General features: G+C 44.0%; 23 protein-coding genes. 8 read left to right on the forward strand and 15 right to left on the reverse strand.

The genetic code is table 11. From position 1 onward, the window contains the following. Window positions 1-311: 311 nt before the first annotated feature. Entirely contained in the window at window positions 312-464 is a 153-nt protein-coding gene (locus tag Q8L79_RS12015) for a hypothetical protein (RefSeq protein ID WP_305271566.1), read from the reverse strand. A 9-nt stretch (window positions 465-473) separates the two neighbouring features. Then, on the reverse strand, window positions 474-1,109 hold the full coding sequence (gene lexA, locus Q8L79_RS12020; RefSeq protein WP_305271568.1) for a transcriptional repressor LexA: 636 nt from the start codon (window positions 1,107-1,109) through the stop codon (window positions 474-476). 169 nt (window positions 1,110-1,278) lie between these two features. Here lexA and dhaL point away from each other — a divergent pair, with 169 nt between their 5' ends. Then, window positions 1,279-1,926: a dihydroxyacetone kinase subunit DhaL gene (dhaL, locus tag Q8L79_RS12025; protein ID WP_305271570.1), complete on the forward strand. Its 648-nt coding sequence runs from the start codon at window positions 1,279-1,281 to the stop codon at window positions 1,924-1,926. On the opposite strand, the gene dhaK is transcribed toward dhaL, so the two are convergent. After that, the gene (gene dhaK, locus Q8L79_RS12030) at window positions 1,909-2,898 is read right to left on the reverse strand and encodes a dihydroxyacetone kinase subunit DhaK (RefSeq protein ID WP_305271571.1); all 990 of its coding nucleotides are present in this window, start codon (window positions 2,896-2,898) and stop codon (window positions 1,909-1,911) included. The genes dhaL and dhaK overlap by 18 nt on opposite strands. A 67-nt stretch (window positions 2,899-2,965) precedes the next feature. Beyond that, window positions 2,966-3,793, reverse strand: coding sequence for an HAD-IIA family hydrolase (locus Q8L79_RS12035; protein WP_305271573.1), 828 nt, complete (start codon window positions 3,791-3,793; stop codon window positions 2,966-2,968). Window positions 3,794-4,582: 789 nt separating this feature from the next. Here Q8L79_RS12035 and hxlA point away from each other — a divergent pair. The 7 genes from hxlA (at window position 4,583) to Q8L79_RS12070 (ending at window position 12,614) form a co-directional block, all read left to right on the forward strand. Beyond that, window positions 4,583-5,224 carry a 3-hexulose-6-phosphate synthase gene (gene hxlA / locus Q8L79_RS12040; protein WP_305271575.1) on the forward strand — a complete coding sequence of 214 codons (642 nt, stop codon included), beginning with the start codon at window positions 4,583-4,585 and terminating at the stop codon, window positions 5,222-5,224. 2 nt (window positions 5,225-5,226) lie between these two features. Further along, window positions 5,227-5,760, forward strand: a complete 534-nt coding sequence (gene hxlB, locus Q8L79_RS12045) for a 6-phospho-3-hexuloisomerase (RefSeq protein ID WP_305271577.1) — start codon at window positions 5,227-5,229, stop codon at window positions 5,758-5,760. A gap of 139 nt (window positions 5,761-5,899) precedes the next feature. Then, entirely contained in the window at window positions 5,900-7,885 is a 1,986-nt protein-coding gene (gene tkt, locus Q8L79_RS12050) for a transketolase (protein WP_305271579.1), read from the forward strand. 140 nt (window positions 7,886-8,025) lie between these two features. Beyond that, a complete protein-coding gene (locus tag Q8L79_RS12055) occupies window positions 8,026-8,697 on the forward strand; it encodes a hypothetical protein (protein WP_305271581.1) in 672 nt (223 codons plus the stop codon). A gap of 3 nt (window positions 8,698-8,700) precedes the next feature. After that, a complete protein-coding gene (locus tag Q8L79_RS12060; protein WP_305271583.1) occupies window positions 8,701-9,825 on the forward strand; it encodes a hypothetical protein in 1,125 nt (374 codons plus the stop codon). Window positions 9,826-10,234: 409 nt separating this feature from the next. Continuing rightward, entirely contained in the window at window positions 10,235-11,221 is a 987-nt protein-coding gene (locus Q8L79_RS12065) for a transaldolase (protein WP_305271585.1), read from the forward strand. Between the two features lie 874 nt (window positions 11,222-12,095). After that, entirely contained in the window at window positions 12,096-12,614 is a 519-nt protein-coding gene (locus tag Q8L79_RS12070) for a DUF1097 domain-containing protein (protein WP_305271587.1), read from the forward strand. 631 nt (window positions 12,615-13,245) lie between these two features. Here Q8L79_RS12070 and Q8L79_RS12075 read toward each other — a convergent pair. From Q8L79_RS12075 to hemA, 11 genes are all read right to left on the reverse strand, one after another. Beyond that, complete coding sequence (locus tag Q8L79_RS12075) at window positions 13,246-14,328, reverse strand: tetratricopeptide repeat protein (RefSeq protein ID WP_305271590.1); 1,083 nt, start codon at window positions 14,326-14,328, stop codon at window positions 13,246-13,248. Continuing rightward, on the reverse strand, window positions 14,325-15,233 hold the full coding sequence (locus tag Q8L79_RS12080) for an ExeA family protein (RefSeq protein ID WP_305271592.1): 909 nt from the start codon (window positions 15,231-15,233) through the stop codon (window positions 14,325-14,327). Before Q8L79_RS12080 ends, Q8L79_RS12075 begins: the two co-directional genes overlap by 4 nt. Window positions 15,234-15,575: 342 nt before the next feature. Then, a complete protein-coding gene (locus Q8L79_RS12085; protein ID WP_305271595.1) occupies window positions 15,576-17,201 on the reverse strand; it encodes a secretin N-terminal domain-containing protein in 1,626 nt (541 codons plus the stop codon). A gap of 46 nt (window positions 17,202-17,247) precedes the next feature. Next, window positions 17,248-17,874: a hypothetical protein gene (locus Q8L79_RS12090; RefSeq protein ID WP_305271597.1), complete on the reverse strand. Its 627-nt coding sequence runs from the start codon at window positions 17,872-17,874 to the stop codon at window positions 17,248-17,250. A 4-nt stretch (window positions 17,875-17,878) separates the two neighbouring features. Continuing rightward, window positions 17,879-18,517, reverse strand: a complete 639-nt coding sequence (locus Q8L79_RS12095; protein WP_305271599.1) for a hypothetical protein — start codon at window positions 18,515-18,517, stop codon at window positions 17,879-17,881. Beyond that, window positions 18,507-19,130, reverse strand: a complete 624-nt coding sequence (locus Q8L79_RS12100) for a PilN domain-containing protein (RefSeq protein WP_305271601.1) — start codon at window positions 19,128-19,130, stop codon at window positions 18,507-18,509. Before Q8L79_RS12100 ends, Q8L79_RS12095 begins: the two co-directional genes overlap by 11 nt. Further along, on the reverse strand, window positions 19,127-20,092 hold the full coding sequence (gene pilM, locus Q8L79_RS12105) for a pilus assembly protein PilM (RefSeq protein ID WP_305271603.1): 966 nt from the start codon (window positions 20,090-20,092) through the stop codon (window positions 19,127-19,129). The genes Q8L79_RS12100 and pilM overlap by 4 nt, the downstream gene beginning before the upstream one ends. 129 nt (window positions 20,093-20,221) lie before the next feature. Beyond that, window positions 20,222-20,644, reverse strand: a complete 423-nt coding sequence (locus Q8L79_RS12110; RefSeq protein ID WP_305271605.1) for a M67 family metallopeptidase — start codon at window positions 20,642-20,644, stop codon at window positions 20,222-20,224. 80 nt (window positions 20,645-20,724) lie between these two features. After that, complete coding sequence (gene prmC / locus Q8L79_RS12115) at window positions 20,725-21,564, reverse strand: peptide chain release factor N(5)-glutamine methyltransferase (protein WP_305271607.1); 840 nt, start codon at window positions 21,562-21,564, stop codon at window positions 20,725-20,727. A gap of 5 nt (window positions 21,565-21,569) precedes the next feature. Next, entirely contained in the window at window positions 21,570-22,655 is a 1,086-nt protein-coding gene (gene prfA, locus Q8L79_RS12120) for a peptide chain release factor 1 (protein ID WP_305271609.1), read from the reverse strand. Continuing rightward, window positions 22,652-23,911: a glutamyl-tRNA reductase gene (gene hemA, locus Q8L79_RS12125; RefSeq protein ID WP_305271611.1), complete on the reverse strand. Its 1,260-nt coding sequence runs from the start codon at window positions 23,909-23,911 to the stop codon at window positions 22,652-22,654. Before hemA ends, prfA begins: the two co-directional genes overlap by 4 nt. Window positions 23,912-24,011: the final 100 nt, after the last annotated feature.

Below are 24,011 nucleotides of genomic sequence, written 5' to 3' on the forward strand. Positions count from 1 at the left end.
TAAAGTCCGATTAGTTTTGCGTGCCAAAAGAATCAATCTTCTAAAATCAGGCGGTTCGGGATGCTGTGATTAGGAGATGAAAAGCTTAAGTGTAATGCGCTGTTATTTTGCGCGAACCATATCTTTTGCCGATAACTTTTTCAAGGTATATATTAATTAGTTATATATTTCAATTAGATATAAAAAATTCATCATTCTTACAAGAAAACTTTATACACAAGGTTTTCTTGAGAAGCATTATATCCTCATGAAGTCGATTCTCCCCAAGGTCGGTTGTTCTTATATCAATTAGTTAGCAGGTTAATACGGCCTTATATACGAATAAGAAAAATAATGATGACTACAAATAATAGGGATGTTGCAAATTCCTCCAGTCGTTCGGCGAACGGCAGTTTGCCGTCTCCCATAATTATTTCAACTCGATTGGTCACTTGGTCGCGCATGTGTATCCGTTGTTGTGACATGATTTTCTCCTAATAATTTTTAATATAACTACGCATCTGTCCCACTAATACGCCTTGAATTTCTACTTGTTCCGGGTTGTAGTGCATAGCTTCCATTGTCGAATTGGCTGGGATAAGTAATGTTTCGTGCGGGTATTGCTCAATAAATTTCAACGTGGCTTCGGCTTTATTGATCAAAGCCACTACAATTTCGCCATTACGGGCATGGCAGCGTTGTTCGATAATCACCCAGTCGCCATCGTAAATGCCTTGTTCAAGCATGGAATTGCCTTTTACCTTAAGAACGTAGCAGGGATTTTGTGTTTTCAGCTGTTCAGGGATGGCCATATAGGTAATGTTCTCGACGGCTTCGATGGGTTTTCCGGCGGCAATAAATCCGACAAAAGGCAGTGCGCTTTGATCATCGCAATGGCCGATCATTTCTTTGGCGTATTCTGTCAGGCGAATGCCGCGCTGTTTGCGTTCAGGCGCTTCGATCAGGTTTTCTTTGATCAAAGCCTTGATGTGATTATGTAAGGAACCGCGAGACTTTAAGCCCATGCCCGCACAAAGCTCTTCCAGCGTGGGAGGGTGAGGAAATTTGTCCTGATTTTGTAATAAGAAATCGAAAATCTCCTGCTGTTTTCTGGTGAGTGATTTAGTCATAATCCGTTCTCTATTTGTTTTTTAAAAATATAACATAAGAACGAATAAAGAACAATTGGAAAGTTAAAGTTATTTTTAACTTATACTTATGGGGTGCTGCTTGGAGTATGATTCGTTAACCGGGTGAATTACAACATCACCCTAATTACTTTTTGAATAGGAGGATGCCATGCAACTCGTTCCTGCATTATTACCCAGCCTGATTCAGGCAATAGATTACGCAGTCGAGACAAATGCAGAGGAAGTGACGGCTCTGGATCAAGCTATCGGCGACGGCGATCATGTGACAAATCTGCAACGCGGCATTAAAGCGCTGATAGCTCAAAGTGACGAATTGGCGCGGCTTGATTGGGTGGCAGCTTGGCAGAAGATCGGCATGACCTTGATGACGGCAGTGGGTGGTGCATCAGGCTCTTTATACGGTACCTTGTTTGTTGCAATGAGCAAAGCTGCTCGCGATCGGTCTCTGGATCTACAATCTTTTGCCGAGGTTTTTACCAGCGGTGTGGATGCAGTAAAACAGCGAGGCAAGGCTGATGCGGGTGAAAAAACTATGCTGGATGTGCTGATTCCGGTGGCGGCAAGCTTGCGGCAGGCGGCAGCGGATTCGGTTGCGTTGCCCGTGGCATTGGAAAATGTCGCGCGGGCGGCAATCGCGGGCATGGAATCTACCCGAGACATGTTGGCTACCAAGGGGCGCGCTTCTTTTCTGGAGGAGCGCAGCCGGGGACATATTGATGCGGGCGCTAAAACCAGTCAGTTAATGATTTGTGCGCTGGTCGGCGTGTTGACGGAGAATTTAACAACCCCATCGTAAGGCCGCAGTGTGGACGGGAGCGTCCCACAAGCGGAGCATCTCTTCATCAAGCAGGCTCAAGGTAATCGAGCAACCCGCCATATCAAGCGAGGTGGTGTAGTTGCCGACCAGAGAGCGGCAGATGTTAACGCCGCGTTTTTCCCAGAATCGGGATGCCAGCTCATAAATAAGATGCAGCTCCATTAAAGGGGTCGCTCCGAAGCCGTTGATATGCAGTAACGCCGATTGGCCTTTTTGCGGATTCAGATCGTCATCAATAATGCCGGACAGGTAGTCGACAATTTCGGTAGCGCCGCTCATGGCTATGCGCTCACGTCCGCGCTCGCCATGAATGCCCACGCCCATTTCGATTTCGTTCTCGCCAATGTCGAAAGTGGGTTTGCCCAGAGCGGGTACTGTGCAGCTGCTTAATGCGACGCCCATGGACGCAGTGGCAAGGTTGACTCGGTCGCCTAATGCTTTGCAAGCCGCCAAATCTGCTCCTGATTCTGCCGCTGCGCCGACGATTTTTTCCACAATCAGGGTGCCTGCAACACCGCGTCGTCCGGTGCTGTGGGTTTTGGGGAAAGAAACATCGTCACTGACCAATATGGTTTCGTGTGAGCAATCAAGCATTTCAGCGGCTATTTCGAAATTCATTACATCGCCAGCATAGTTCTTGACGATGAATAAAACTCCTCCGCCATTTTCCACCGCTTGTGCCGCAGCCAACATTTGATCGGGAGTAGGGGAGGTGAATACTTGGCCGGGACAGGCGGCATCCAGCATGCCTGAGCCGACAAAGCCCGTATGCAACGGTTCATGGCCTGAGCCACCACCAGAAATTAACGCAACTTTGCCGGGTACAGTGGGCTTTATGCGCCTGATGAAGTGAGGCTGGGCGTTGAATTGAACTATATCTGCATGGGCTTTGGTAAAGCCCAGCAAGCTTTCGTCAAGCAGACTATCAATACTATTGATGAATTTTTTCATTGCAGCGGCTCCGGTGGATGCAAGTTTTTAAGGATAGCGTGGGCAGTGAGTCGGATGTACGTAGCTGTCAGTTTTTTAATGCTTGCGTGACGGCGCGGATATCCGGCATAACCCAGGTTGGTCGATAGTCGGTTGTTTTGAAATCGTCTTCGGTGGATACTCCTGATAAAACCATAAGGCTGCGTATGCCGGTGCGAACTGCGCCAAGAATATCAGTTTCTAATCGATCGCCGATAGCCACTGTTTGGGCTGGGTCAATGCCTAGCAACGCTAGAGCCTGCTGGTATATGATAGGCTCGGGCTTGCCGATGATGGTTGGCGTTATGCCGGTGGCCGCCTGTAGTGCCGCCAGAATTGCACCGTTGCCGTGGGTGAGGCCGCGTTCTGTGGGTAATGTAGTGTCGGCATTAGTGCCAATGAATTGGGCGCCTGCGCGAATATTCAGCGTAGCAGTTGCCAACTTGTCCCATGATAAGGTGCTGTCTTTACCGCAGACAACAATATCAGCTCCCATATTGGGGTTGTCTTTGTCGTCATTTAATTCATACAGCTTGGTCAAGGTAAAGCCGTGATCAAGGAGCGGCTGTTTAGCGCCATCTTCGCCGATGACGAATACGCGGCTTTCGGCGGGATTGTTATGCTTGCTCAGGTACAATGCGGTTGCCATGCTGGATGTCAGGATTTCATCGCAAGTTACCTGTACGCCCATCTGCGCCAGTTTGATGACATACTGCTCCTGAGTCAGGCTGGCGTTGTTGGTTGCCAGAATAAAGCGAATTTGTTGCTCACGTAAGGTTTGAAAAAAGTCTGCTAAGCCAGGCATTGGTTGGTCGCCGTGCCATAAAACGCCATCCATGTCGATAATGAGTGCGCGTATATTGATAAAAGGTTCCATCGGATCGTTTCTCTCTTAATTGGGTTTATTATTCTAATGTGCGTGGAATTATATAAGCATTCCGTTGGTTTTCATTTGAGCATAGTTGCCGGTTGTGGGGGCGCAACAACGGATAATGCGAATTGAATCCGCCAGCGTGCTTATAAGTCTAATGGTTATCGATACACAAAATCTTGGTCAATAGGTTGTCTCAATCAATGGGAAATACAAGGTTGAGCTTGATTTCGTTTGAAGCTTGACACAAAAAGCTTGATTTTGTCCAGACACACACGATAACGATTTATGAATCGATTCAGTAGAGTGGATGGTTGTATTTAAATACGATGTTAAGAATGCAGTGACTGTGACGGAGCGGAGTTCGTGATTCAATGTATGTTATTTTCTAAGGTTGCCTGATCATTGATGTACTGAAAACTGTTCAAATAGCTCATTGTAAAAGGAACAAAATCGGGCTGTTGTAATATGAGTGTATCTTGGACAAAACCACCTTGATTGTTTGCAATTGGTTGAATAAAGAGGCCGCTCATGTTGCTTTGGTGGTAATTAATGGGCATTTTAGCGGGCGAAAAGAAACCTTGTGGGGTAAGGTGGGGTTGTCGCGGATATATAAAATAAATCTATAACATTTTGCTTGTATGTTTCCCTCATTCAGCTGTTATCGATGTATCAACGCAGAACATTGAGCATTGGGCATTGACATCGGTCCCCTTTCTACTTTAAAGTTGCATTCGCATAAAGAGTAAGTAACTAAAATTATAACTATTACTATAACCCATCGGAGCACGCATCATGGCAAAACCATTAATACAAATGGCATTAGATTCATTGGATTTCGACCAAACAGTAGGCCTTGCTACCTTAGTAGCTCCTTACGTTGATATATTTGAAATCGGAACCCCATGCATCAAATATAATGGACTTAACTTGGTTAAAGAATTAAGAGCAAGATTTCCAGAAAAACTGTTGTTGGTAGATCTTAAAACAATGGACGCAGGCGAATACGAAGCAACACCTTTTTATGCAGCAGGCGCTGATATTTGTACAGTTTTAGGCGTATCCGGCCTTGCAACTTGTGCAGGCGTTATCAAAGCAGCAAATGCATACGGCGCAGAAGCTCAAATCGATCTGATTAATGTTGAAGATAAAATAGCATGTGCACGTGCTACTGCAGACATGGGTGCTCATATCATGGGTATTCATACAGGTCTTGATGCACAAGCAGCAGGTCATACTCCTTTTGCTGATTTGAATGACATCGCAAGATTGGGCTTAAACGTCAGAATTTCTGTTGCCGGTGGTATTAAGCCGTCAACTGTGCAAGATGTGGTTCGTGCAGGTGCAAACATCATCGTGGTTGGTGCAGCAATCTATGGCGCGGCTTCACCTGCTGATGCGGCGCGTGAAATTCGCGAATTGGTTGACGCGGTATAATTATGCATCAGCAACTTATCATAGAAAAGATTTCAGGTGTTCTTGAAGCTACAGATGATACGTATGATGTAAGGTTGACCGAATTGCTTGATAGCGCCAAACGTATATTTATCGCGGGCGCGGGACGTTCCAAGCTTGTTGGCAATTTTTTTGCAATGAGGTTGGTTCACGGCGGTTACGATGTAAGTGTCGTGGGTGAAATTGTGACGCCGAGCATTAAAAGCGGTGACTTATTGATCATTATTTCCGGATCAGGAGAGACTGAGCAATTAATAGCATTCACTAAAAATGCAAAAAAAATAGGTGCTAACATTGTCTTGATCTCTGCGAAAGGCAGTTCAACCATTGGCGACTTGGCAGATGCAGTATTTCAAATCGGTAGTCCGGAGCAGTATGGCAAGGTTCTAGGGATGCCCATGGGGACTGTGTTTGAACTATCTACTTTGTTATTTTTGGAAGCAACCATTTCTCATATTATCCATGAAAAAGGAATTCCCGAAGAAGTAATGAGAGAAAGGCACGCTAATTTAGAATAGCGGCATGGGAACGAGTGGTTATAACCCACTCGTTCTAATCCTTGTAAGGTATGAAACGCCGAAAGAACATTTCGTGACAGAGTCAATCAGACGAATAAAAGTCACCATTTAGTAATCTATCAATAGTAAGGAGAAGAATATGACTTCGCGTCGAGAATTAGCGAACGCCATACGCGCTTTGAGCATGGATGCCGTGCAGAAAGCAAACTCTGGGCATCCAGGCGCACCTATGGGCATGGCGGACATTGCCGAGGTGTTGTGGAATGATCACCTGCGCCACAATCCGTCCAATCCGAAATGGTCAGATCGTGACCGCTTTGTTCTTTCCAACGGTCACGGTTCAATGCTGATTTATTCACTATTGCATTTGAGTGGCTATGATTTGCCTATGAATGAATTGGCCTCTTTCCGTCAATTACATTCAAAATGTGCGGGACATCCTGAATACGGTTATGCACCTGGTATTGAAACAACGACCGGACCGTTAGGGCAAGGAATTGCCAATGGTGTTGGTTTTGCGATGGCTGAAAAGCTGCTTGCAGATCAATTTAATCGTCCAGGTCATAAAATTGTTGATCACCATACCTATGTCTTCATGGGCGATGGCTGTTTGATGGAAGGCATTTCTCATGAAGCCTGTTCATTAGCGGGTACTTGGGGTTTAGGCAACTTAATCGCTTTCTGGGATGACAACGGTATTTCTATTGATGGCCATATTGAAGGCTGGTATACGGATGATACAGCAAAACGTTTTGAAGCTTACGGATGGCATGTTCTGTCAGTAGACGGACATAATCCTGAAGAGATTAATAAAGCAATTGTTATGGCTAAGGCGATGACTGATATGCCTTCCTTAATATGCTGCAAAACAACCATTGGTTTTGGGTCGCCAAACAAATCTGGCTCTCACGAATGTCATGGTGCAGCTTTAGGTCAACCTGAAATTAATTTAACTAAAGCAGCTTTAGGTTGGGATCACGAAGCATTCATCATTCCAGAAGATGTTTATGCGGGCTGGGATGCTAAATCAAAAGGTGCAAAAGCCGAAGCAGCATGGAATACTAAATTCACAGCCTATGAGGCAGAGTATCCAGAATTAGCAGCAGAATTTAAACGGCGTATGGCTGGTGAGCTGCCGGCTAATTGGCAGGCAGCGACTGACGCATTGATTGCTGAAACCAACGCAAAAGCAGAAAATCTTGCCACCCGTCAATCTTCACAAAAAGTAATTGGCGGATTAGCCCCCACATTACCTGAATTTTTAGGTGGCTCTGCGGACTTAACAGGTTCTAACTTAACCAGTTGCAGCAGCTTTAAACATGTCAGCGGTAAAGAGATGGGTAATTATATCTCCTACGGTGTGCGTGAGTTTGGCATGTTCACTATTATGAACGGTATGTCGTTGCATGGTGGTTTATTGCCTTTCGGTGGAACATTTCACATGTTCTCTGATTATGCGAAAAGCGCTTTGCGTATGTCAGCGTTAATGAAAATTCGCACCATTGCTGTTTTAACCCATGACTCTATTGGTCAAGGGGAAGACGGTCCAACGCATCAGCCGATTGAGAATACTTCTGCTATGCGCTACATTCCAAATATGGATGTTTGGCGACCTGCCGATACTACAGAAACAGCGGTTTCTTGGGTAATGGCAATTGAGCGTATGACAGGGCCTTCAAGCTTAGTATTAAGCCGTCAAGGCTTGCCTTTCATAGCGCGTACAGACGAACAAATCGCAGCTATCCGTAAAGGAGCATACATTATTTCTGAAGCAGCAGGAAATGCCCAAGTTATCCTCATTGCAACCGGTTCAGAAGTTGAATTAGCAATAAAATCACAAGCAGCCTTAGCAGAAAAAGGTATTCAAGCGCGTGTTGTTTCAATGCCATCAACAAATGTATTTGACCGTCAAGAGCAAGCTTATAAAGACAGCGTATTAACACCAGGTGTAAAACGTGTTGCGATTGAAGCAGGTATTACTGATTTTTGGCGTAAATATGTTGGTTTAGAAGGCGCAGTTGTCGGTATTGATACTTTCGGCGAATCTGCACCTGGCGGCATATTGATGAAACACTTCGGCTTTACTGTTGAAAACGTGGTCAAAAACGTAGAAGCGGTACTTTAATTTTAAAGGTCATATTTGCGTTATTGAGACGGCTAGATATATCGATTGGGTGTGTAACTCATTGATATTAATGTTATTAAGTCAAGGATATAGCGCAGATATGGCTACTCTAAAAACAACGCATAGAGGGGGATTCACACGTGAAAATAAATAATTTGACGAATGGTTTAGTTGCTACGCTGTTATTGGCCAGTCCCATAGCAGGGGCAGAAACAGAATATCCAGCAGCAGATTTCAAGCCAAAAGTAATTTATCAAGATATTGACAGCGGCAAGTCTGTGCCGGCACCGACCAAGCAGGCCAAATCTGTTGAGTCAACAGAATCGGATTCAAAATATCCAGCGGCAGACTTTGAGCCAAAGGTTCTATACAAGGATGCTGACTATAAGCCAAGTAAATTCGTTGCGGCACCATCAGCGTCTGAGCGGACTACAGTGGATGATACAGAGATAAGCGCAGCGGTAAAAGTCGAAGAAGAGTCAATGATGAGTTACTTGCTTGGATTGGTTGCTTTTGCCGTGGCTGGGTATCTGTTTTTTATTAAGCGCGAGCCAAAAGCCAAAGTTAGCAAATCTTCAGTTTATTCCGGCCAAGTTAGTGGACTTTCCGGAGTTGCTCGATATCTGAGAAAGCATAATATGGCTGCTGCGACTGGTGTTGCAAGATATTTGGAAAGTCGGGTTGTATCTGAAAAAGAAACAGCCGCGGCAAGCGGAGTTGAAAAATACCTTGAAAAACAGGCTAGATCTGCAAAAGAAACAGCAGCTCAAGCAGGAACTGGAGTTGAAAAGTACATGCGCAACCGGGGGTGATAAGTGGATCAAAATTACTTGATCGATTTAGTGTCTGGATTTTTTGGTTCCAAAAGAGAAGTTGAAACACAAACCAGTCCCCGCGCATATGTTAGTGGCCCTAATGAGCTTACTGGAGTTGCCAGGTATTTGAAAAGCCAAGAAGTTGAGCCGGTTTTAAGCGGAGTTGAGAGGTATCTGAAAAATCTGGAAGAGCTGTCGGCAAGTAATGAAGTCGCTGATTTCTTGGAAAGTCAGGAAGATATCTCTACAGTAGATGAAGTTGTTGATCTCTTAGAAAAACACGAAGAAGTAACATCAGTGAGTAGTGTTGCCAAGTACTTGGAGAAATTGGATCAGTTTCCTGTAAGCAGTGTTGCCAAGTATATGGCAAGACAGGCTATATTCGCAAAGAGAGCACCGAAAATAAGCGGTGTTGCTAAGTATATGGCCAAGCATGCTGTCGTTACAAAAAAAGCACCCGCAGTCAGTAGCGTTGCTAAGTATATGGAAAGGCAAGCGAAGTCACCCGTTATAAGCAGTGTTTCTAAGTATCTAATAAAGCAATCCATATCCGCCAGGAATACTACAGCTGCAACCGGAGTTGCTAAATATCTTGAAGACGAATCTATCGCCGAGAGAAAAGCTGCTGCTGCCGCTATAGTTGTCAGGTACTTGGAAGAGCAACGTATGTTTGCAAAAGAGCAAGAAAAAGAAAAAGAAAAAGAAGAGCAGTTGGCAATAGAAAAGGAGATCGCAAAGGCAAAAGAAAGGGAAGTGGCAGCGGCAGCGGCAACTGGAGTGGCTAGATATTTGGAAGAGCAAGCAATTTTGTCGAAAGAAAAACCACCAGTAAGTGGTGTTGCAAAGTATGTGGCAAAGCAAATTTTGTCTAGAAAGGAAGCTCCTGTTTTAAGTGGAGTTGCAAAGTATGTAGCGAGACAAGCAATAAACGTAAAAGAGGCGCCGATTGTGAGTGGAGTCGCAAAGTATATGAAAAGAGACGCGATGGCAGCAAAAAAGATGCCCAAAATAAGTGGAGTTGCGAAGTATATGGAAAAGCAATCTGTATTGCCGAGGGCAAGTGGTGTTTCTAAATACGTGACAAGGCAAATTATTTCTGCAAGAGAAAATCCAGAAAAAGTATGACTAAATAATATTAGCAAAGTGCAGATGCCTTGGTCAAACATGAGTCTGGCTATCTATATACGAAACAGTTATTATCGTTGTAATTAAAGCGACGCCTATAAGTCGCTAACATGATCAGTTAAAGTTGTGTGAGATGAAGACACTGGTGCCATTGTTTAAGGAGTGTCCAATATTAAATAGACTTTATTCTGATCCCTGCCAAAAAAAAGAGCCATCATTAAAATAATGGCTCACCTCAGATCGGTAGGGGCTGTATTTATGGCTTTTTGATAGTTAACTACCGTTGCTCACGGTATACCCCACCCCTGTTATTATATTAGATGTCACTCGTCTATATTCTGAATGTGTTTGGAAATGATGAGTGTATATCTTAATTGTTTTTTAAATTTTAAAATAAAAGGAGCCCCTAATGGCTAAGACTTTACTTGAACAACTGAGAGAAATGACAGTGGTTGTAGCTGATACTGGCGATATTCAAGCTATTGAAACTTTCAAGCCTCGTGATGCGACAACTAATCCTTCGTTGATTACTGCCGCTGCTCAAATGCCACAATATCAAGGAATTGTTGATGATACTTTGAAAGGTGCTAGAGATACTTTGGGTAAAGATGCATCTGCAGCGCAAGTAGCAACCCTCGCTTTTGAACGTCTGGCTGTTTCTTTCGGACAAAAGATACTTGAAGTTATTCCAGGGCGGGTTTCCACTGAAGTAGATGCTCGTCTTTCATATGATACTGATGCTAGCGTCCGCGTAGGTCGCGAATTAATCGCGATGTATGAAGCGTTAGGCGTTCCACGCGAACGAATTCTGATCAAAATTGCTGCAACTTGGGAAGGTATACAAGCTGCTGCTATTCTTGAAAAAGAAAATATCCATTGTAATCTAACCTTATTGTTTGGTCTGCATCAGGCGATTGCCTGTGCCGAAAACGGAATTACCCTGATTTCACCTTTCGTTGGACGCATTTTGGATTGGTACAAAAAGGATACCGGTCGTGATTCCTACGCCCCTGCTGAAGATCCAGGGGTGTTGTCGGTTACAGAAATCTACAATTACTACAAAAAATTTGGCTATAAAACTGAAGTTATGGGTGCTAGCTTCCGTAATGTTGGTGAGATTGTTGAATTGGCAGGTTGTGATTTGTTAACGATTGCACCGTCTCTGTTAGCTGAACTTCAGTCTACCGAAGGTGACTTGGAGCGTAAGCTTGATCCTAAAAATGCAGCTAGCGCGTCAATTGAAAAGTTAACTATTGATAAAGCGACCTTTGATAGCATGCATACTGAAAATCGTATGGCTTCTGAGAAACTTGCAGAAGGTATCGATGGCTTCACCAAAGCGTTAGAGTCATTAGAAGAATTCCTCGCAGCCCGTTTGGCGAGTTTGGAAGGATAAGGATTTTTGTAAAGCCATCCGGCAGGATATTCTCGTATTTATAGCCGGGTGGCAAACTTTATCATCTACAAGATAGCGTGTAGAGGTAGTGCCTTTGCTACAATGCAGAAATTACCATTTGTAAAATAAATTATAAATTATTATTTAGCTAATATGTTTTGATTGTTTTTCCAAAGTAATTCATTAATAGTTATTCTATTTTCTGATTATGAAATTCTTATAAATTGGGGAGTTAGTCTCCATACTGGTTCTGAATATGTTCAGGGAATTGCATGATATTCGCATATAGTGGTGCAGCGCATTGAGCAGTCAGAAAAATGGCGAGACAAGGATGATAATTTCTTGGCTGTAGTTTTATGGTCTAAATAATTTAGATATTTATCTTAATTCCTTTATGGCAACGTCAAGTTTTCTATTTATATAAAACTCAGTAGATTTTAAAATTAATATCTTATAACAAAAGTGGATTTACAGTCTAAGTGGGCTTATGAATTTTTTAGGTTCGAATTGGTTCTGGTTATTTAGAAAATCTATTTTAAGCAATTGATTATTTTAATGCGGTTTCCTAAGCTCTGTGGAATGTTAAAAATATCGTGCAAATTGTTTATGATTAGTATCATTGATAATCTATTGTTTTTTAGATGAGCAGAATTTGCAATGCAAATTGCGGCTGACATTTATAAGGGGACGATGAAGTTACGCGAGATTAAGCATTTTGGATGCTGATGTTTATTGTGAAAATAATATCTGCTAATATTTGAACTGGACTGATTTTGGTTTGGCTATTGGTTAACTCAAAGTGTTATGTTTCGTAGAACCACCTCAATGCGAAATCTAACTAAATAATAAGTGAGGTGAATTTTGGAAATATATTATGAACAATCTTACAGCACTTTCAATAAGTATTGCCGGTTTAGCCGGCTTCGCAACGTTTTTGGCCGTGGGGCCTCTTAGTGGTATATTTTTTATATGGGCCGCAACCATTGCATGGGCAGCTTTCTTTTTTCTAGGCGCCACTCAAGAAGCATTAAAAAATACCATCGTGTGTGGGATTTTCGGTGTATTTATGGCTTGGTTAGCTGCTATTCAAATCACTAACATTCCATCTACAGCAATTCTTGGCTTCCCACTTTGGGCCGCAGTTACTGTAACTTGTTCAGTCGTCGTTATGTGTCTTGCTGCGAATATTCCAGCTCTTGTGACTATACCTGCCAGCGTACTTGGTTATTCATCTACGTTTGCATATTTGCTGCAAACTCCCGGTAAATTGACTAAAGATATTCTTCTGAGTGTTTCTTTAGATAATCCTTTAATTGTAATATCTATCTCTATTGTAGTTGGTACGTACTTTGGTCTATGGTCAGCACAGTTGAGTGCAAAATTAACTAAATAATTTAAATGGCGGCTTTGAGTTTAAGTCGAGTGATAAGTTGTTTCTAATAGTCTTGTGCCTTTCTGGTCGTCTCTCATCATTGTATTATTGATTATGTTTTTCCGATATGAGACGGCCAGTTTTCTAACAGAGGCAGGTAAATAACCCAAATATAAATTATAAGGGGCCTCTCACAATTGCGCTGAAAAAATCCCTCAATAAAATGGCTTTCTTTCGAGCATGCGTTAAATTTCAGATGGTTTTTGTGTGAAATTATGAGTAGTTTTAACGCATCGAATAGGCGAAAGCATTTAAAGTATAAACAGAAGCTCATAGCGTCAGTTTTTCCTTCAGAGTCTCCACTATCCTTTTGATTTTGTTGGTCAGTTAATGACTCATAAGTTCTTAGTAGAAAATCGACATGTATTGTTTACCTAAAGTCTTGCGCTACGAGAAATATGTGCCGACAATGTAACATGCTGACTTATTGATTAGAACTTATTGCTGCTTTATCAAACCTACACTCCTCGCACACTGACGTCATTTCCGCCTAGCACAAATTTATTGCTAAGAATGTCCATTTATACAAGGCATCGACTCAACTTTCATTGAGTATTTATTCGGCAAGATATTCTTTTAGTGGAGCACAAATTTATCTAAGCTCGGTTAGTCGTTGCCTAATGTAGCTCGCAATGGATTCTTTCAGAGTGTTTTTACTTAGCGCCTGCTGGTAGGCTTCACGGGTAAGTTTTGGATTGCCGAGTTTTTCTTGTGATAGCGCTAGACCCAGCCAGTTTTCAGCTTTTTCCGGGTTAACGTTTACCAGCCTTTGATAGACTTTAGCTGCATTAGCAAAGGATTGCAGCTGTTGATAGGTTGCCGCCAATAAAGATAAATAGGTTTCATTGGAGTTGTTTGTTAAATCAATACGCTGCAGCGTCTTAAACGCACCGTTAGGGTCTTTTTGTTGCAAGTATAGTTGTGCACGGGTGTTGATAAATTGTAGGTTATCAGGAAATAAGGCCAGGCTTTGATCTAGAAATTCGGCAGTTTTACTAACTTGCCCCTGGTTGTGCAATGTTTTAGCTAATAATAGTCGAGCCTTGAGATGTCGCGGATCGAGCTTAAGGACTTGTTCCAGTTTGTAAGTTACCGAGTAATCTTGAGAATTATTTTCTGCCTGACGATAGAGCACATCCGCTTGCTGTTTGGCGGATGTTGATTCGATCAGGGCCGGTTTAGAAGCGATGGGCATTTTTTTAATAGGTGGCTCGATAATAATCTCAGGAGATGGCTGAGCTGCGGCAGCCGTTTGGACGGGTTGAGTTGGCGGTTTGGGTTGAATCGTGGGTGCTGCTTGGACTACTGGTACGGGTTGAGCAACTGAAGCTGGCTGAATTGCTGTATTTTCGGATGGTCTAAGTTCGATTTTTGGCTCAGGGTTAATAATGGCGTTTGGCGTAGTCAATACCTTTTCATAAGATGCAATAGGGATCGGATCTTTTTTAACGTTGTCGGTAACAATTGCTGGAGGAGTTTTAGCCAGCGTTTTACTGTATTGATATGCGGCATAAGTACCGCCCGTCGCAATAATAGCCAATAAGCTCCAGAACAGGAGATGTATTTTAGACGGCGAAGGTTGTGTTACCTGAATATTATGGTGCAGAGTTGTTGGTGCATTGTTGGGTGTGTTGCGATTTTCCAAGTCGCGCAGCATTTGATTGATCAGGCTCATAACTTGGATGCCACAGGTTCCCATAGGTAGCCGATAATCGCGAGTAACAACAGCAGTAAATAGCGTTTACGAAAGCCAAAAAACTTAAATTTTGTATTGGCGTCTTCGGTGTCCAGCGCGGCTAGATAAACGTGTTTTACACCTATTGACGAATGGCCTTTGCCATAAGCTGATAGCATCGCTTTATTGGCTAAAATATTAACCAGTCTGGGTATGCCTCGGCTGTAATGGTGTATAACTTGAATAGCCAGTCCGGAAAAAATGCTTAGATTACCCATACCGGCAATACGTAACCGGTGTTTAATGTAATCAGCAACATTTTCTGGCGTGAGCGGCTTAAGCGCGTAACTAAAGGTGATGCGCTGTCTGAGTTGTCGGATGGCTTTGTTATGTAGTTGTTCATCAAGTTCAGGTTGACCGAATAACACGATTTGCAGTAGTTTTTGTTTTTCGGTTTCCAGGTTAGTGATAAGTCGTAACGCTTCTAATGTTTCAATTGACATGGATTGAGCTTCATCGATAATCAGTACCGGTTTTTTGCCGTTAACAGCGCTATTGATTAGAAATTCATTAATTAGCTTCATCAGTCCGTTTTGCCCGATATGACGGGAATATTCAATGCCCATTTCATCGGCAATTGCCATCAGCAAGCCGACCGGCGGCAAGTGTGGGTTGGGAATGTATGATGTCTCAAAAGGTTCGGGTAATTCATTAAGCAATTTTCGGCAGAGCATGGTTTTGCCGGTACCGACATCCCCGGTAATTTTGATAAATCCTTCGCCGTTATGTAAAGCAATCAGCAACACGTTGAGCGCTTCTAAATGAGAGGGTAGTTCACAAAAAAACTGTGTGTCAGGCGTTAAACCAAATGGCTGACTATTGAGGCCAAAGTGTGTTTTATACATAAATAACTTTTAAAATATTTTTTATGGAGATATTGCCACTATTGTAGCTCGGGTTATATTACGCTTGGTTTGCGTTGCCGGATAACGCCATGGATCGCTTGTTGTAGGGTAACCAACAGTGGATGCTTTGGCGAGCTTCCGTTCCTCGGTAACGACGGCTCCTGCGTCGGTTAAAGCGTCTACTGTTGGTGCTCTACCGGCCGCATTCCCGACAGGGATGTGGGGAATGCGGATTTTGCATGGAGTAAAAATCTGTCCTTGCAGTCGTGCTCACGCCCCTTACCTATATCCATGTAGGCAATGCAGGAACAATGCATTTATCCATATCGCATTTTATATAAATTATTTCCAACGCGGCTGTGAGTCAAGTCTTTCAAAACGTTGTTTACTGGAATTTATGTCTTTTTGCCAGTCCGCATCGCTGCTGATAAAGGAGGCTTTAAGCAATATAATCAGTTCTGATTTTTGGGTCGAGCCGGTATTGACTCTAAACAGGTTGCCGATATAAGGAATTGCTGCTAACCCGGTGATGCCTTGTTTTTTTTCATTATCATTCTCCTGCATCAGGCCGCCCAGCACAATAATCTGACCGTTTTTAGCCTTGACGATGCTGTCTGATTCTCGGACTGTGGTGAGTGCCAATGGTAAGGTTATGTTAAGGCCGAAATCCTTGGTGTCATTTTTAACTTGGCTAATGGACGGGTGGATATGCAGAGTGATGTCCTCATTATCATCTATCTGTGGAGTAACATCCAGTGATATGCCGGAAAAGAAAACATCAATAAGGACTGTAGGTCCGGTGCCAGCGACGTTCGGGGTGGTTTGAGTTCCACCAGTAAAACCGGTAGCGAAATATTCATCCTGGCCGACTTTAATAATGGCAGATTGATTATTTAAAGTCGAAATTCTTGGGCTCGACAATACATTGGTTTTTCCTTGAGTTTCCATAAGTTCGACAAAGGCACGAAAATCGCCGGAATGAGCACCTAAGGTAAAAACAGAAGAAAATGTGGCAGGATCCATGATTCCGCCTATGCCAGTCAACAGTGGGGCTTTATTAATACCTTCTCTGACGATGCTTTCCCAGTTAACGCCATCTTGGTGATTATCATCAAGGGTAACTTCCAGGATTTTAGCTTCAAGGATGACTTGTCGGCTGATTTGAGTTTGGGTGGCAGACAGGAAGCTTTCGATTTCACGCAACTGCACGGGTTTTGCCCGGGCAATCACGATGCCCGATTGTTGGTTAATATCTACGGTTGCAGCTGGGTCGGCTTTAATGATGCTATTTAAAGAGTCTTTCAGCTCCCGCCAGAAGTCTGTATTTGTTGTAGTACGAACGGAACTACTTGACGAGCTGGAATTTTGTGAGCCACCGTTTCCCGTTGGACTGTTTCCCAATGGATTGGTGTTGGCTTGTTGATTGCTCCCTCCTTGTTGGCTATTGCTTCCCTGCGAGTTGTTTTGGCTAGCTTGCCTGCCGGACGACACGGTGGTATTTGAGTTACCTACCCGAACCAAATCCAGCCGATCTATCTTAAAGGTTTTGGTTTGTAATGTGGCAGGATAGATGATGTAACCCATATCGTTTTTCTTGTAATCATAACCGTAGACTTTTTGTACGGCATCAAGGACTTGTGCAATGGTTACATTCTTCAGTTCCAACGAAATGGTCCCAGCTACTTCAGGGTGTACCAGCATATTTTCTTCGGTGTCTACAACCAGTCCCATAAAAAACTCACGGGCATCGACTTCATTAACGGAAATATTGAGACGCATCTGCTGCGCTGTATTTTGGGAGGTGGCTAAGATTTGATTGAAATCGGGAACCAGAGCATCGGTAATGGCTGACGGTGCTTGGGAATTACTAAGGGCTTTCGGCGTGGTATCGGAAAATGCATTGGAAACATTGGATGACTTTGTTGATTGAAGTGAAGTGCAGGATACCAGTAGTAATGTCAATGCCATGGTAATGGCTGGATGAGTGTTATTCATTTTAGTGTGTACGCGGTATCTATTTTGTTTTGTAGGGACGTTGCACTAGTTGCAAGGTCTTGAGTTCGCCATTTTGAGTGATGGTGACCGAATTTTTGTGAATGCTGATGATTTTAATCGTACTTGAGCGCGTCGGGATATGGGTTGGTTCTGCGTGCTGAACAGTATTCGGTTGTTGCCGGGTACTGGTTTCTGCTGGCTCGGTGCTTTGTCCCTGAAGTTGGGGAATGTCCATGCTCCCGATTGCGGTTGCAAGCAGCGGAGCAATCATATTTCCTAGCGGAGACATTATGTTTTCTTGTGTTGGACCATTGGTTTTTGCAGTTGCATATTCCATGGTTTTATTAAGCAACTCATCTTTTTTATCACCACTGGTAACCATACTTGCTGGAGTTACCAGTGCCGGTTTTAAAGTCGGCGTTTGTTTGAATACTATGGTTATGGTCTGGCCTTGTTTAGCAGTGACACCATTAATAGTCGCTCGTCTGGAGTGTGATGAAATCCAGATGGCCGATAAAACCAAGGTATTATCGCTGTCGGCAATGGCGCCTGTTGTTGAGGGTAGTGGATAGGCCGGTTGCGTCGGATCACGAAATTCTGCGCTGCATGGCATAGGAGCAAGCCCTGCGAGTAATATTGTTATCATTATTTTAAACACCAAGCCAACTCTCCTTGAAGCTGAGTGTGTATGCTTTAATTGTAGTTTCCGCTGTCGGGTAATCCTTAACCTGATAGCTAATGCTTTCCCAGATAAAATGCCAAGGCAGTGATTCCAGTGCTTTTAAGTAATTGAGTGTTTCTAAGTAACTGCCGGAAAAAGTGATTACCAGTCCGTGTTTGTATATCGGGTTGAGTTGCGGCTGTTTTGATTTAATCAAAGTGGTTACCGGCAGTGTATCTAATTTTATTAAGGTTAGTTGATTATTCTGATTAAGTATATCGCTTAATGCAACGGCCATTAGATGTGGAGGAACAAAATTTTTGTCACCTTGCATCATAAGTTCTTGCAGGTGATTGTACTCGGTTTTTAGCCCAATAAGTTTGTTCCTGTTGTTGAGGTTAGGGTCTACATGGGAGCTGTTTTCAAGCTTGATCGATGTTAGTTGTTGATCGGTTATCTGCTGTTTAAGACTGGTCAAATCCCGCTGAAGCGCCATCTGTTTTTTATGAGTCGGTTGATAGAAAAAATTATCCCAAGCAACCCATAAGCCAATCACCATTGCACCGGCTACGATGATTTTTTCTCGTTTAGTCAGAGCTTCAAATTTTTCTTGAAGGTTATTGAGCATGGTCTTTTTTATCCGGAGTGTCCAGTGTTGTGCTGAGTTTAAAGTCCATTTGGTTCGGCATTGTCTCTGATTGCTGCATAATCAGTCTGGCGAAGGAGTATCCATTGAAGATAGGTTCTTTTTGTAGTTGTTGTAGAAAATAAGGGATTTTCTCCGGTTTAAATGTGCTGCCTTCAATGTTGATAACCTGTTGTTGTCCGTCAAGATACAGTGCGCTTAGCCAGACATCAGGAATCGACTGGTTGGACAGTGCCTGAAAGTAGCTTGAAAAACCGGGTGATTGATCTGTACTCTTGTCTGATAGCAGGTGTATGGTTTGTGTCAACTCGTCCAGCATATTTTGCCACTGGGCGACTTCTGCGGTGAGTTGTGCGTCGATGTCCTGTTTGGGGATTTTCGACGAGATGATATTTACCTGCGTTTGTTCTGCTTCTAAATTCTGACGAAACTGTCGTATTTGAGTTTCGGTGTTTTTTAAACTCCACATTAAGTGCCCACTGAAACCGACAAACAACAGAGCTATAACAGAAAAGCTGATCCAGTATAGGTTAATGCCTGATTTATTTCGTCCTTGATTAAGAATATCCTGATATAAGTTGACTTGTTGTATCATGCGGCTTCTATTACATAACGTAATGTTGCGCCGATAACCGGAGCGCAAAGCAATTGAGTCTGTGTGTCCACTAAAATGTCGCAATCTATAATAGTGGATAGATCTATTATACGGGCGGCAATGCCAAGATTGCGGCTTAGACTGTCAAGCAGGTTATGGGTGTTTTCTGCCAAAGGAATGACGGCTAAAGCTGAAATGGGTGAAATTCCGTAATAACTTTCTACATAATCCAGTGAACGTTGTATTTCAAGGGCCAAGTTGTTATGGGCATTTGCGGCTGAACTCTCGCTGGAAAAAGGATCATCTAATTCCAGTTTTTTATAACCGATCTCAAATTTACGGGATACGTAAATAATTGCTTCTTTTTGTATCAGCAAGGTGCCGGAAAACTCCAACAGGTACAAAAGGGCAATACCGCGTTCGTTTTCAGGTAATTGCACCGCCAAATTACGTAGGGTGGTTTCCTGAATATCAATGACTTTGAGCTGTAGGCCTGCCTTGGTACATCTTTCGACTTGTTCGGTGATGACGTCAATAGGGCTGGCGATGACTTCCAGCATTTTACTGCTGTTAGCGCGAACGGGCGTGGGAGTCTGGTAATAATCAATGACGGCCTTATCAACGGGAAAGTCAATGAGCTCGTTAATTTTCCAGCGTATAGCCTCAATAATTTCGTTTTCAGCGACTATGGGCGTCTCAACGTTGACGCGACGGTAGTTATCGCTAGTTAATACCAGATGGCAGTCATATTCGGCAAGATTGTGCTGGGTAGCAAGTTCGTTAAGCATGTCTTGTTGATATGCAGGTTTTCCCGCATCAATGAACTCGCAGTGTATAAGTATTAACTTATTGTTTTCCGTGAATTTCGATATGGCAACAGCGATGCCGTTCTGTAAAAAACTGACGCCGACAATACCTTTGCAAACGTTTTTTTTTCCAAAGAGCTTTTTTAACAGTTGCACGATAAGTAATCCGAATCGATTTTATGGGAAAAGCGCTACAAATGTCACAGTTTACATAAAATTAACTGATGTTTGTTATTTTATTTTTAAGTTGCCGATTTTTTTAGGCCGCTATTAAGCAAGTAAAAATTATATATCCTCGCTCAAAGACAGCGCTATTTCCTGGGCTGATTTGGGGTCTATTTTGAAGCCGCGCATTTCTAAAATACCTTTGGTATTGAGTGAAATGATCAGGTAAAGCGCTTCTGGGTAAGATGCCAGCTTTAAATCGGTGACTGATGGTGTGGCCGGTGTGGTTGGGTGAGAATGATAGATGGCAAATAGTTCTTCCCCGAGATCACGCATTTTAGTCATGGCTGAAATTTGTTGGCCGGGATCAAGCTGGAAACGCTGCTGAGGCTGCTCGGCAGTATTTTTAATGGGATAGCAACTGCTCGGCAGGCCGTTTTTACTGCCAATAAGTCCGCATATTTCAAGATCTGGCGAGATTTGCGCAAGATGCAGTAGTTGATTGGTTATTTTGCGGGGAATTTGGATGTAGTCTTGAGTCATAATATTAGGCGTCAGGTTGACGAATTTGTCTGGGACAGGTGTGAATTAACTCGAAAGGTGCCAGGTAGGATAGCCTGACATCAATTCCATTGTCCATAAGTTACCCGGGGCTGCCCGGATAAATCCGTATAGGTTTGTACGTTATCATAATGCAAATCTTTAAATAGAGCTTGAACTTGTTGCTGCTGGTTGTAACCATGTTCAATCAGCAAATGTCCGCTAGGTTCCAAATAGTTAGGTGCGGCGTCGGCGATGATTTTAATATCGCTGAGTCCCTGTTCTGCGGCGCACAAGGCTGTTTGCGGTTCAAACCGGACATCGCCTTGCTGTAGATGGTTGTCATCTTCCGCAATATAAGGCGGGTTACTGATAATCAGGTTGAATTTTGTATCGGGAACATCGGCAAACCAGTCGCTGTGGTAAAACTGAATGTTACTGACATGGTGTTTGTCTGCGTTGAGTTGGGCGATGCGTAATGCGCCCAAGCTAAAATCGGCGGCGCTGATCTGTGCATGCGGGCGCTCGGCAGCCAGCGTAATGGCAATAATGCCTGAGCCGGTGCCCAGATCAAGGATCTTGATCGGTTCATCCGCCGGTATCAATTTTAAACTGAGTTCAATAAGCAGTTCTGTGTCGGGTCTGGGGATCAGCACGTCAGGCGTGACCTGAAAATCCCTCGACCAGAATTCCCTATTGCCAGTGATATAGGCGATGGGTATGCCTTTTTGGCGTTGTTCAATCAGCGCTCTAAAAGCGGCTAAGTGTTCGGGCTGTAGTGGTTTGTCCGGCCAGGCGCGAAGATGGGCGCGCGGTTGGTTAAGCGCCAGGCATAGTAAAATTTCTGCATCCAGTAAGGCTGAATCGGAGACTAGTGTCAGTGTGTCAGTGGCCTCGGCCAGCGCGGATTTTATGCAATGCATTTAACTTAGTCTTCGCCTAACTGGGTGAGTAATTCGGCTTGATGTTCGCTGATTAGGGGTTGCAGGACATGTTCCAGTCCGCCTTCCATGATATCGTCCAGTTTATACAAGGTCAGGTTGATACGGTGGTCGGTTAAGCGTCCTTGAGGGTAATTATAGGTACGGATACGTTCGGAACGGTCACCGCTTCCGACTTGCAGCTTTCGGGTAGCCGATTGTTCCGCATGGTGCTTTTCCTGTTCGGCTGATAACAGGCGCGATGCTAATAAAGACATGGCTCGGGCGCGGTTTTTGTGTTGCGAACGCTCGTCCTGGCATTCTACGACTACGCCGGTTGGGACATGAGTAATGCGTATGGCGGATTCTGTTTTATTGATGTGTTGTCCGCCCGCTCCCGAGGCACGGAAGGTGTCGACTTTAAGGTCGGAAGGATTTATGTCTATGGCATCGACTTCGTCGACTTCCGGCATAATAGCGACGGTGCAGGCCGAGGTGTGGATGCGGCCTTGCGATTCGGTCTCAGGGACGCGTTGCACCCGGTGTGCGCCGGATTCGAATTTTAATTGGGAATAAACATCCTTGCCGGCAACGCGCAGTATAACTTCTTTATAACCGCCGTGGTCGCCGTGACTTTCGCTGATGACTTCTGTTTGCCAGCCTTTGCGCTCGGCATAACGCTGATACATACGGGCAAGATCGCCGGAGAAAATTGCCGCTTCATCGCCGCCCGTTCCGGCACGTATTTCTATGAAAATGTTGCGGTTATCGTTGGGATCTTTGGGCAGTAACAATACTTGTAACTCATGCTCGATCGCGTCCAGCTGGTTTTCTGCATCGCTTACTTCTTCTTTAGCCATTTCCCTTAACTCGGGGTCGCTGTCATTGGCCATTTCTTTGGCTGACGCCAGACTTTCCAAGGTTTGCTGATAGCGTTTATAGCAATCAACCAGAGGGTTGATCTGGGCATATTCTTGGCTCAGGGAGCGGAATTTGTTTTGATTGCCTTGTACTTCAGGTTCCGAAAGTAAGGCGGCAATTTCGTCATAGCGTTCGCACAGATTTTCAAGTTTATGTTGTATGGATTGTTTCATTGAGAGTTGGTTAATTTAAAAATTTCGCGGGCGGCGGCAATCAAATCGTGACGTTCGTTTTCGGCGGCGGCTCTGATTTGGGCGCTGGGCGTATGGATAAGTTTGTTGGTCAGGCTGTGGGCCAGTCGGTTAAGTGCTTGTTCTGCGGGAACTCCGCTTTTTAGTAAAGCCATGGCTTTTTGCAAGGCTTCGTCACGGGATTGTTCGGCCTGATGACGATAATCCTGAATAGTCGATTGAGCGCCTTGGGCGCGCAACCAGGCTAAAAAATAGTCAACTTGAGTGTCGATTATTTCTTCGGCCTGTTCTGCCGCGAGGCGGCGGGAGTTCATGTTTTGATCTATGGTGTTTTGCAGGTCGTCAATGGTGTAAAGATACACATCTCTGAGTTGTTCAACTTCAGCTTCAATATCCCGAGGCACCGCAAGGTCTACCATGAACATCGGTTTGTGTTTGCGTTTTTTGAGGGCGCTTTCAACGCGGCCTTTACCCAGTATGGGCAGTTGACTGGCGGTTGATGAGATAACGATGTCGGCTTCCGCCAGATGCGCAGGTAATTCGGATAAGGCGATGGCATAGCCGTTAAACTGCATGGCCAGGGCGTGGGCTTTATCATAGGTGCGGTTGGCGATAATGATGCGGCCTATGCCTTGTTGGGACAAATGCCGTGCTGCCAGCTCTATTGTTTCGCCTGCGCCTATTAAAAGGGCGGTCTGTTCACTGAGTTTATCAAAAATTTGCTGTGCCAGTTGTACTGCGGCAAAGGCAACCGATACGGGGCTGGAACCGATGGCGGTGTCGGTGCGCACTTTTTTGGCGGCAGTAAAAGTGTGCTGAAAAAGTTTGCCTAAACGCTTGCCCAAAGTCCCCGCTTCATAGGCGGCCTGATAAGCCGTTTTCATTTGTCCCAGAATTTGCGGCTCGCCCAGAATCATCGAATCCAGTCCGCAAGCGACGCGAAACATGTGGCGAATCAGTTCGCTATCGGTATGGCAGTACAGGTAAGGCGTAAAATCGGCGGCGCTGATTTGTTTGCTTTGAGCTACCCAGTCAATCAGGACTTGTTTATTCGCTGTAGTTGATGTGCAGTAAAACTCGGTGCGGTTACAGGTTGACAGTATGGCTGCTTCACTAATTTCTTTGATGCGCCACAGCTCCTGCAACGAAGATTCCAGAATTTCGGCAGGGAATGACAGACGCTCACGGATTGAAACCGGCGCGGTGTTGTAATTAATCCCAACTGCAAGAAGTGTCATGTGATTTAGGTTCAAGGTAAAAGGTTTTTTTAAGGTAAAAGGTAAATGATGTAAGGTAAAAGGCCGTTTTTTGAATCATGAACCTTGAACCTTGGATCTT

This window comes from Methylobacter sp., from assembly GCF_030680395.1.
Lineage (GTDB): Bacteria > Pseudomonadota > Gammaproteobacteria > Methylococcales > Methylomonadaceae > Methylobacter_A.

Coding starts and splice junctions, on each gene's coding strand:
- Q8L79_RS12015 (WP_305271566.1), bottom strand. CDS start 464: ATGTCACAACAACGGATACACATGCGCGACCAAGTGACCAATCGAGTT.
- lexA (WP_305271568.1), bottom strand. CDS start 1,109: ATGACTAAATCACTCACCAGAAAACAGCAGGAGATTTTCGATTTCTTA.
- dhaL (WP_305271570.1), top strand. CDS start 1,279: ATGCAACTCGTTCCTGCATTATTACCCAGCCTGATTCAGGCAATAGAT.
- dhaK (WP_305271571.1), bottom strand. CDS start 2,898: ATGAAAAAATTCATCAATAGTATTGATAGTCTGCTTGACGAAAGCTTG.
- Q8L79_RS12035 (WP_305271573.1), bottom strand. CDS start 3,793: ATGGAACCTTTTATCAATATACGCGCACTCATTATCGACATGGATGGC.
- hxlA (WP_305271575.1), top strand. CDS start 4,583: ATGGCAAAACCATTAATACAAATGGCATTAGATTCATTGGATTTCGAC.
- hxlB (WP_305271577.1), top strand. CDS start 5,227: ATGCATCAGCAACTTATCATAGAAAAGATTTCAGGTGTTCTTGAAGCT.
- tkt (WP_305271579.1), top strand. CDS start 5,900: ATGACTTCGCGTCGAGAATTAGCGAACGCCATACGCGCTTTGAGCATG.
- Q8L79_RS12065 (WP_305271585.1), top strand. CDS start 10,235: ATGGCTAAGACTTTACTTGAACAACTGAGAGAAATGACAGTGGTTGTA.
- Q8L79_RS12070 (WP_305271587.1), top strand. CDS start 12,096: ATGAACAATCTTACAGCACTTTCAATAAGTATTGCCGGTTTAGCCGGC.
- Q8L79_RS12075 (WP_305271590.1), bottom strand. CDS start 14,328: ATGAGCCTGATCAATCAAATGCTGCGCGACTTGGAAAATCGCAACACA.
- Q8L79_RS12080 (WP_305271592.1), bottom strand. CDS start 15,233: ATGTATAAAACACACTTTGGCCTCAATAGTCAGCCATTTGGTTTAACG.
- Q8L79_RS12085 (WP_305271595.1), bottom strand. CDS start 17,201: ATGGCATTGACATTACTACTGGTATCCTGCACTTCACTTCAATCAACA.
- Q8L79_RS12090 (WP_305271597.1), bottom strand. CDS start 17,874: ATGATAACAATATTACTCGCAGGGCTTGCTCCTATGCCATGCAGCGCA.
- Q8L79_RS12095 (WP_305271599.1), bottom strand. CDS start 18,517: ATGCTCAATAACCTTCAAGAAAAATTTGAAGCTCTGACTAAACGAGAA.
- Q8L79_RS12100 (WP_305271601.1), bottom strand. CDS start 19,130: ATGATACAACAAGTCAACTTATATCAGGATATTCTTAATCAAGGACGA.
- Q8L79_RS12110 (WP_305271605.1), bottom strand. CDS start 20,644: ATGACTCAAGACTACATCCAAATTCCCCGCAAAATAACCAATCAACTA.
- prmC (WP_305271607.1), bottom strand. CDS start 21,564: ATGCATTGCATAAAATCCGCGCTGGCCGAGGCCACTGACACACTGACA.
- prfA (WP_305271609.1), bottom strand. CDS start 22,655: ATGAAACAATCCATACAACATAAACTTGAAAATCTGTGCGAACGCTAT.
- hemA (WP_305271611.1), bottom strand. CDS start 23,911: ATGACACTTCTTGCAGTTGGGATTAATTACAACACCGCGCCGGTTTCA.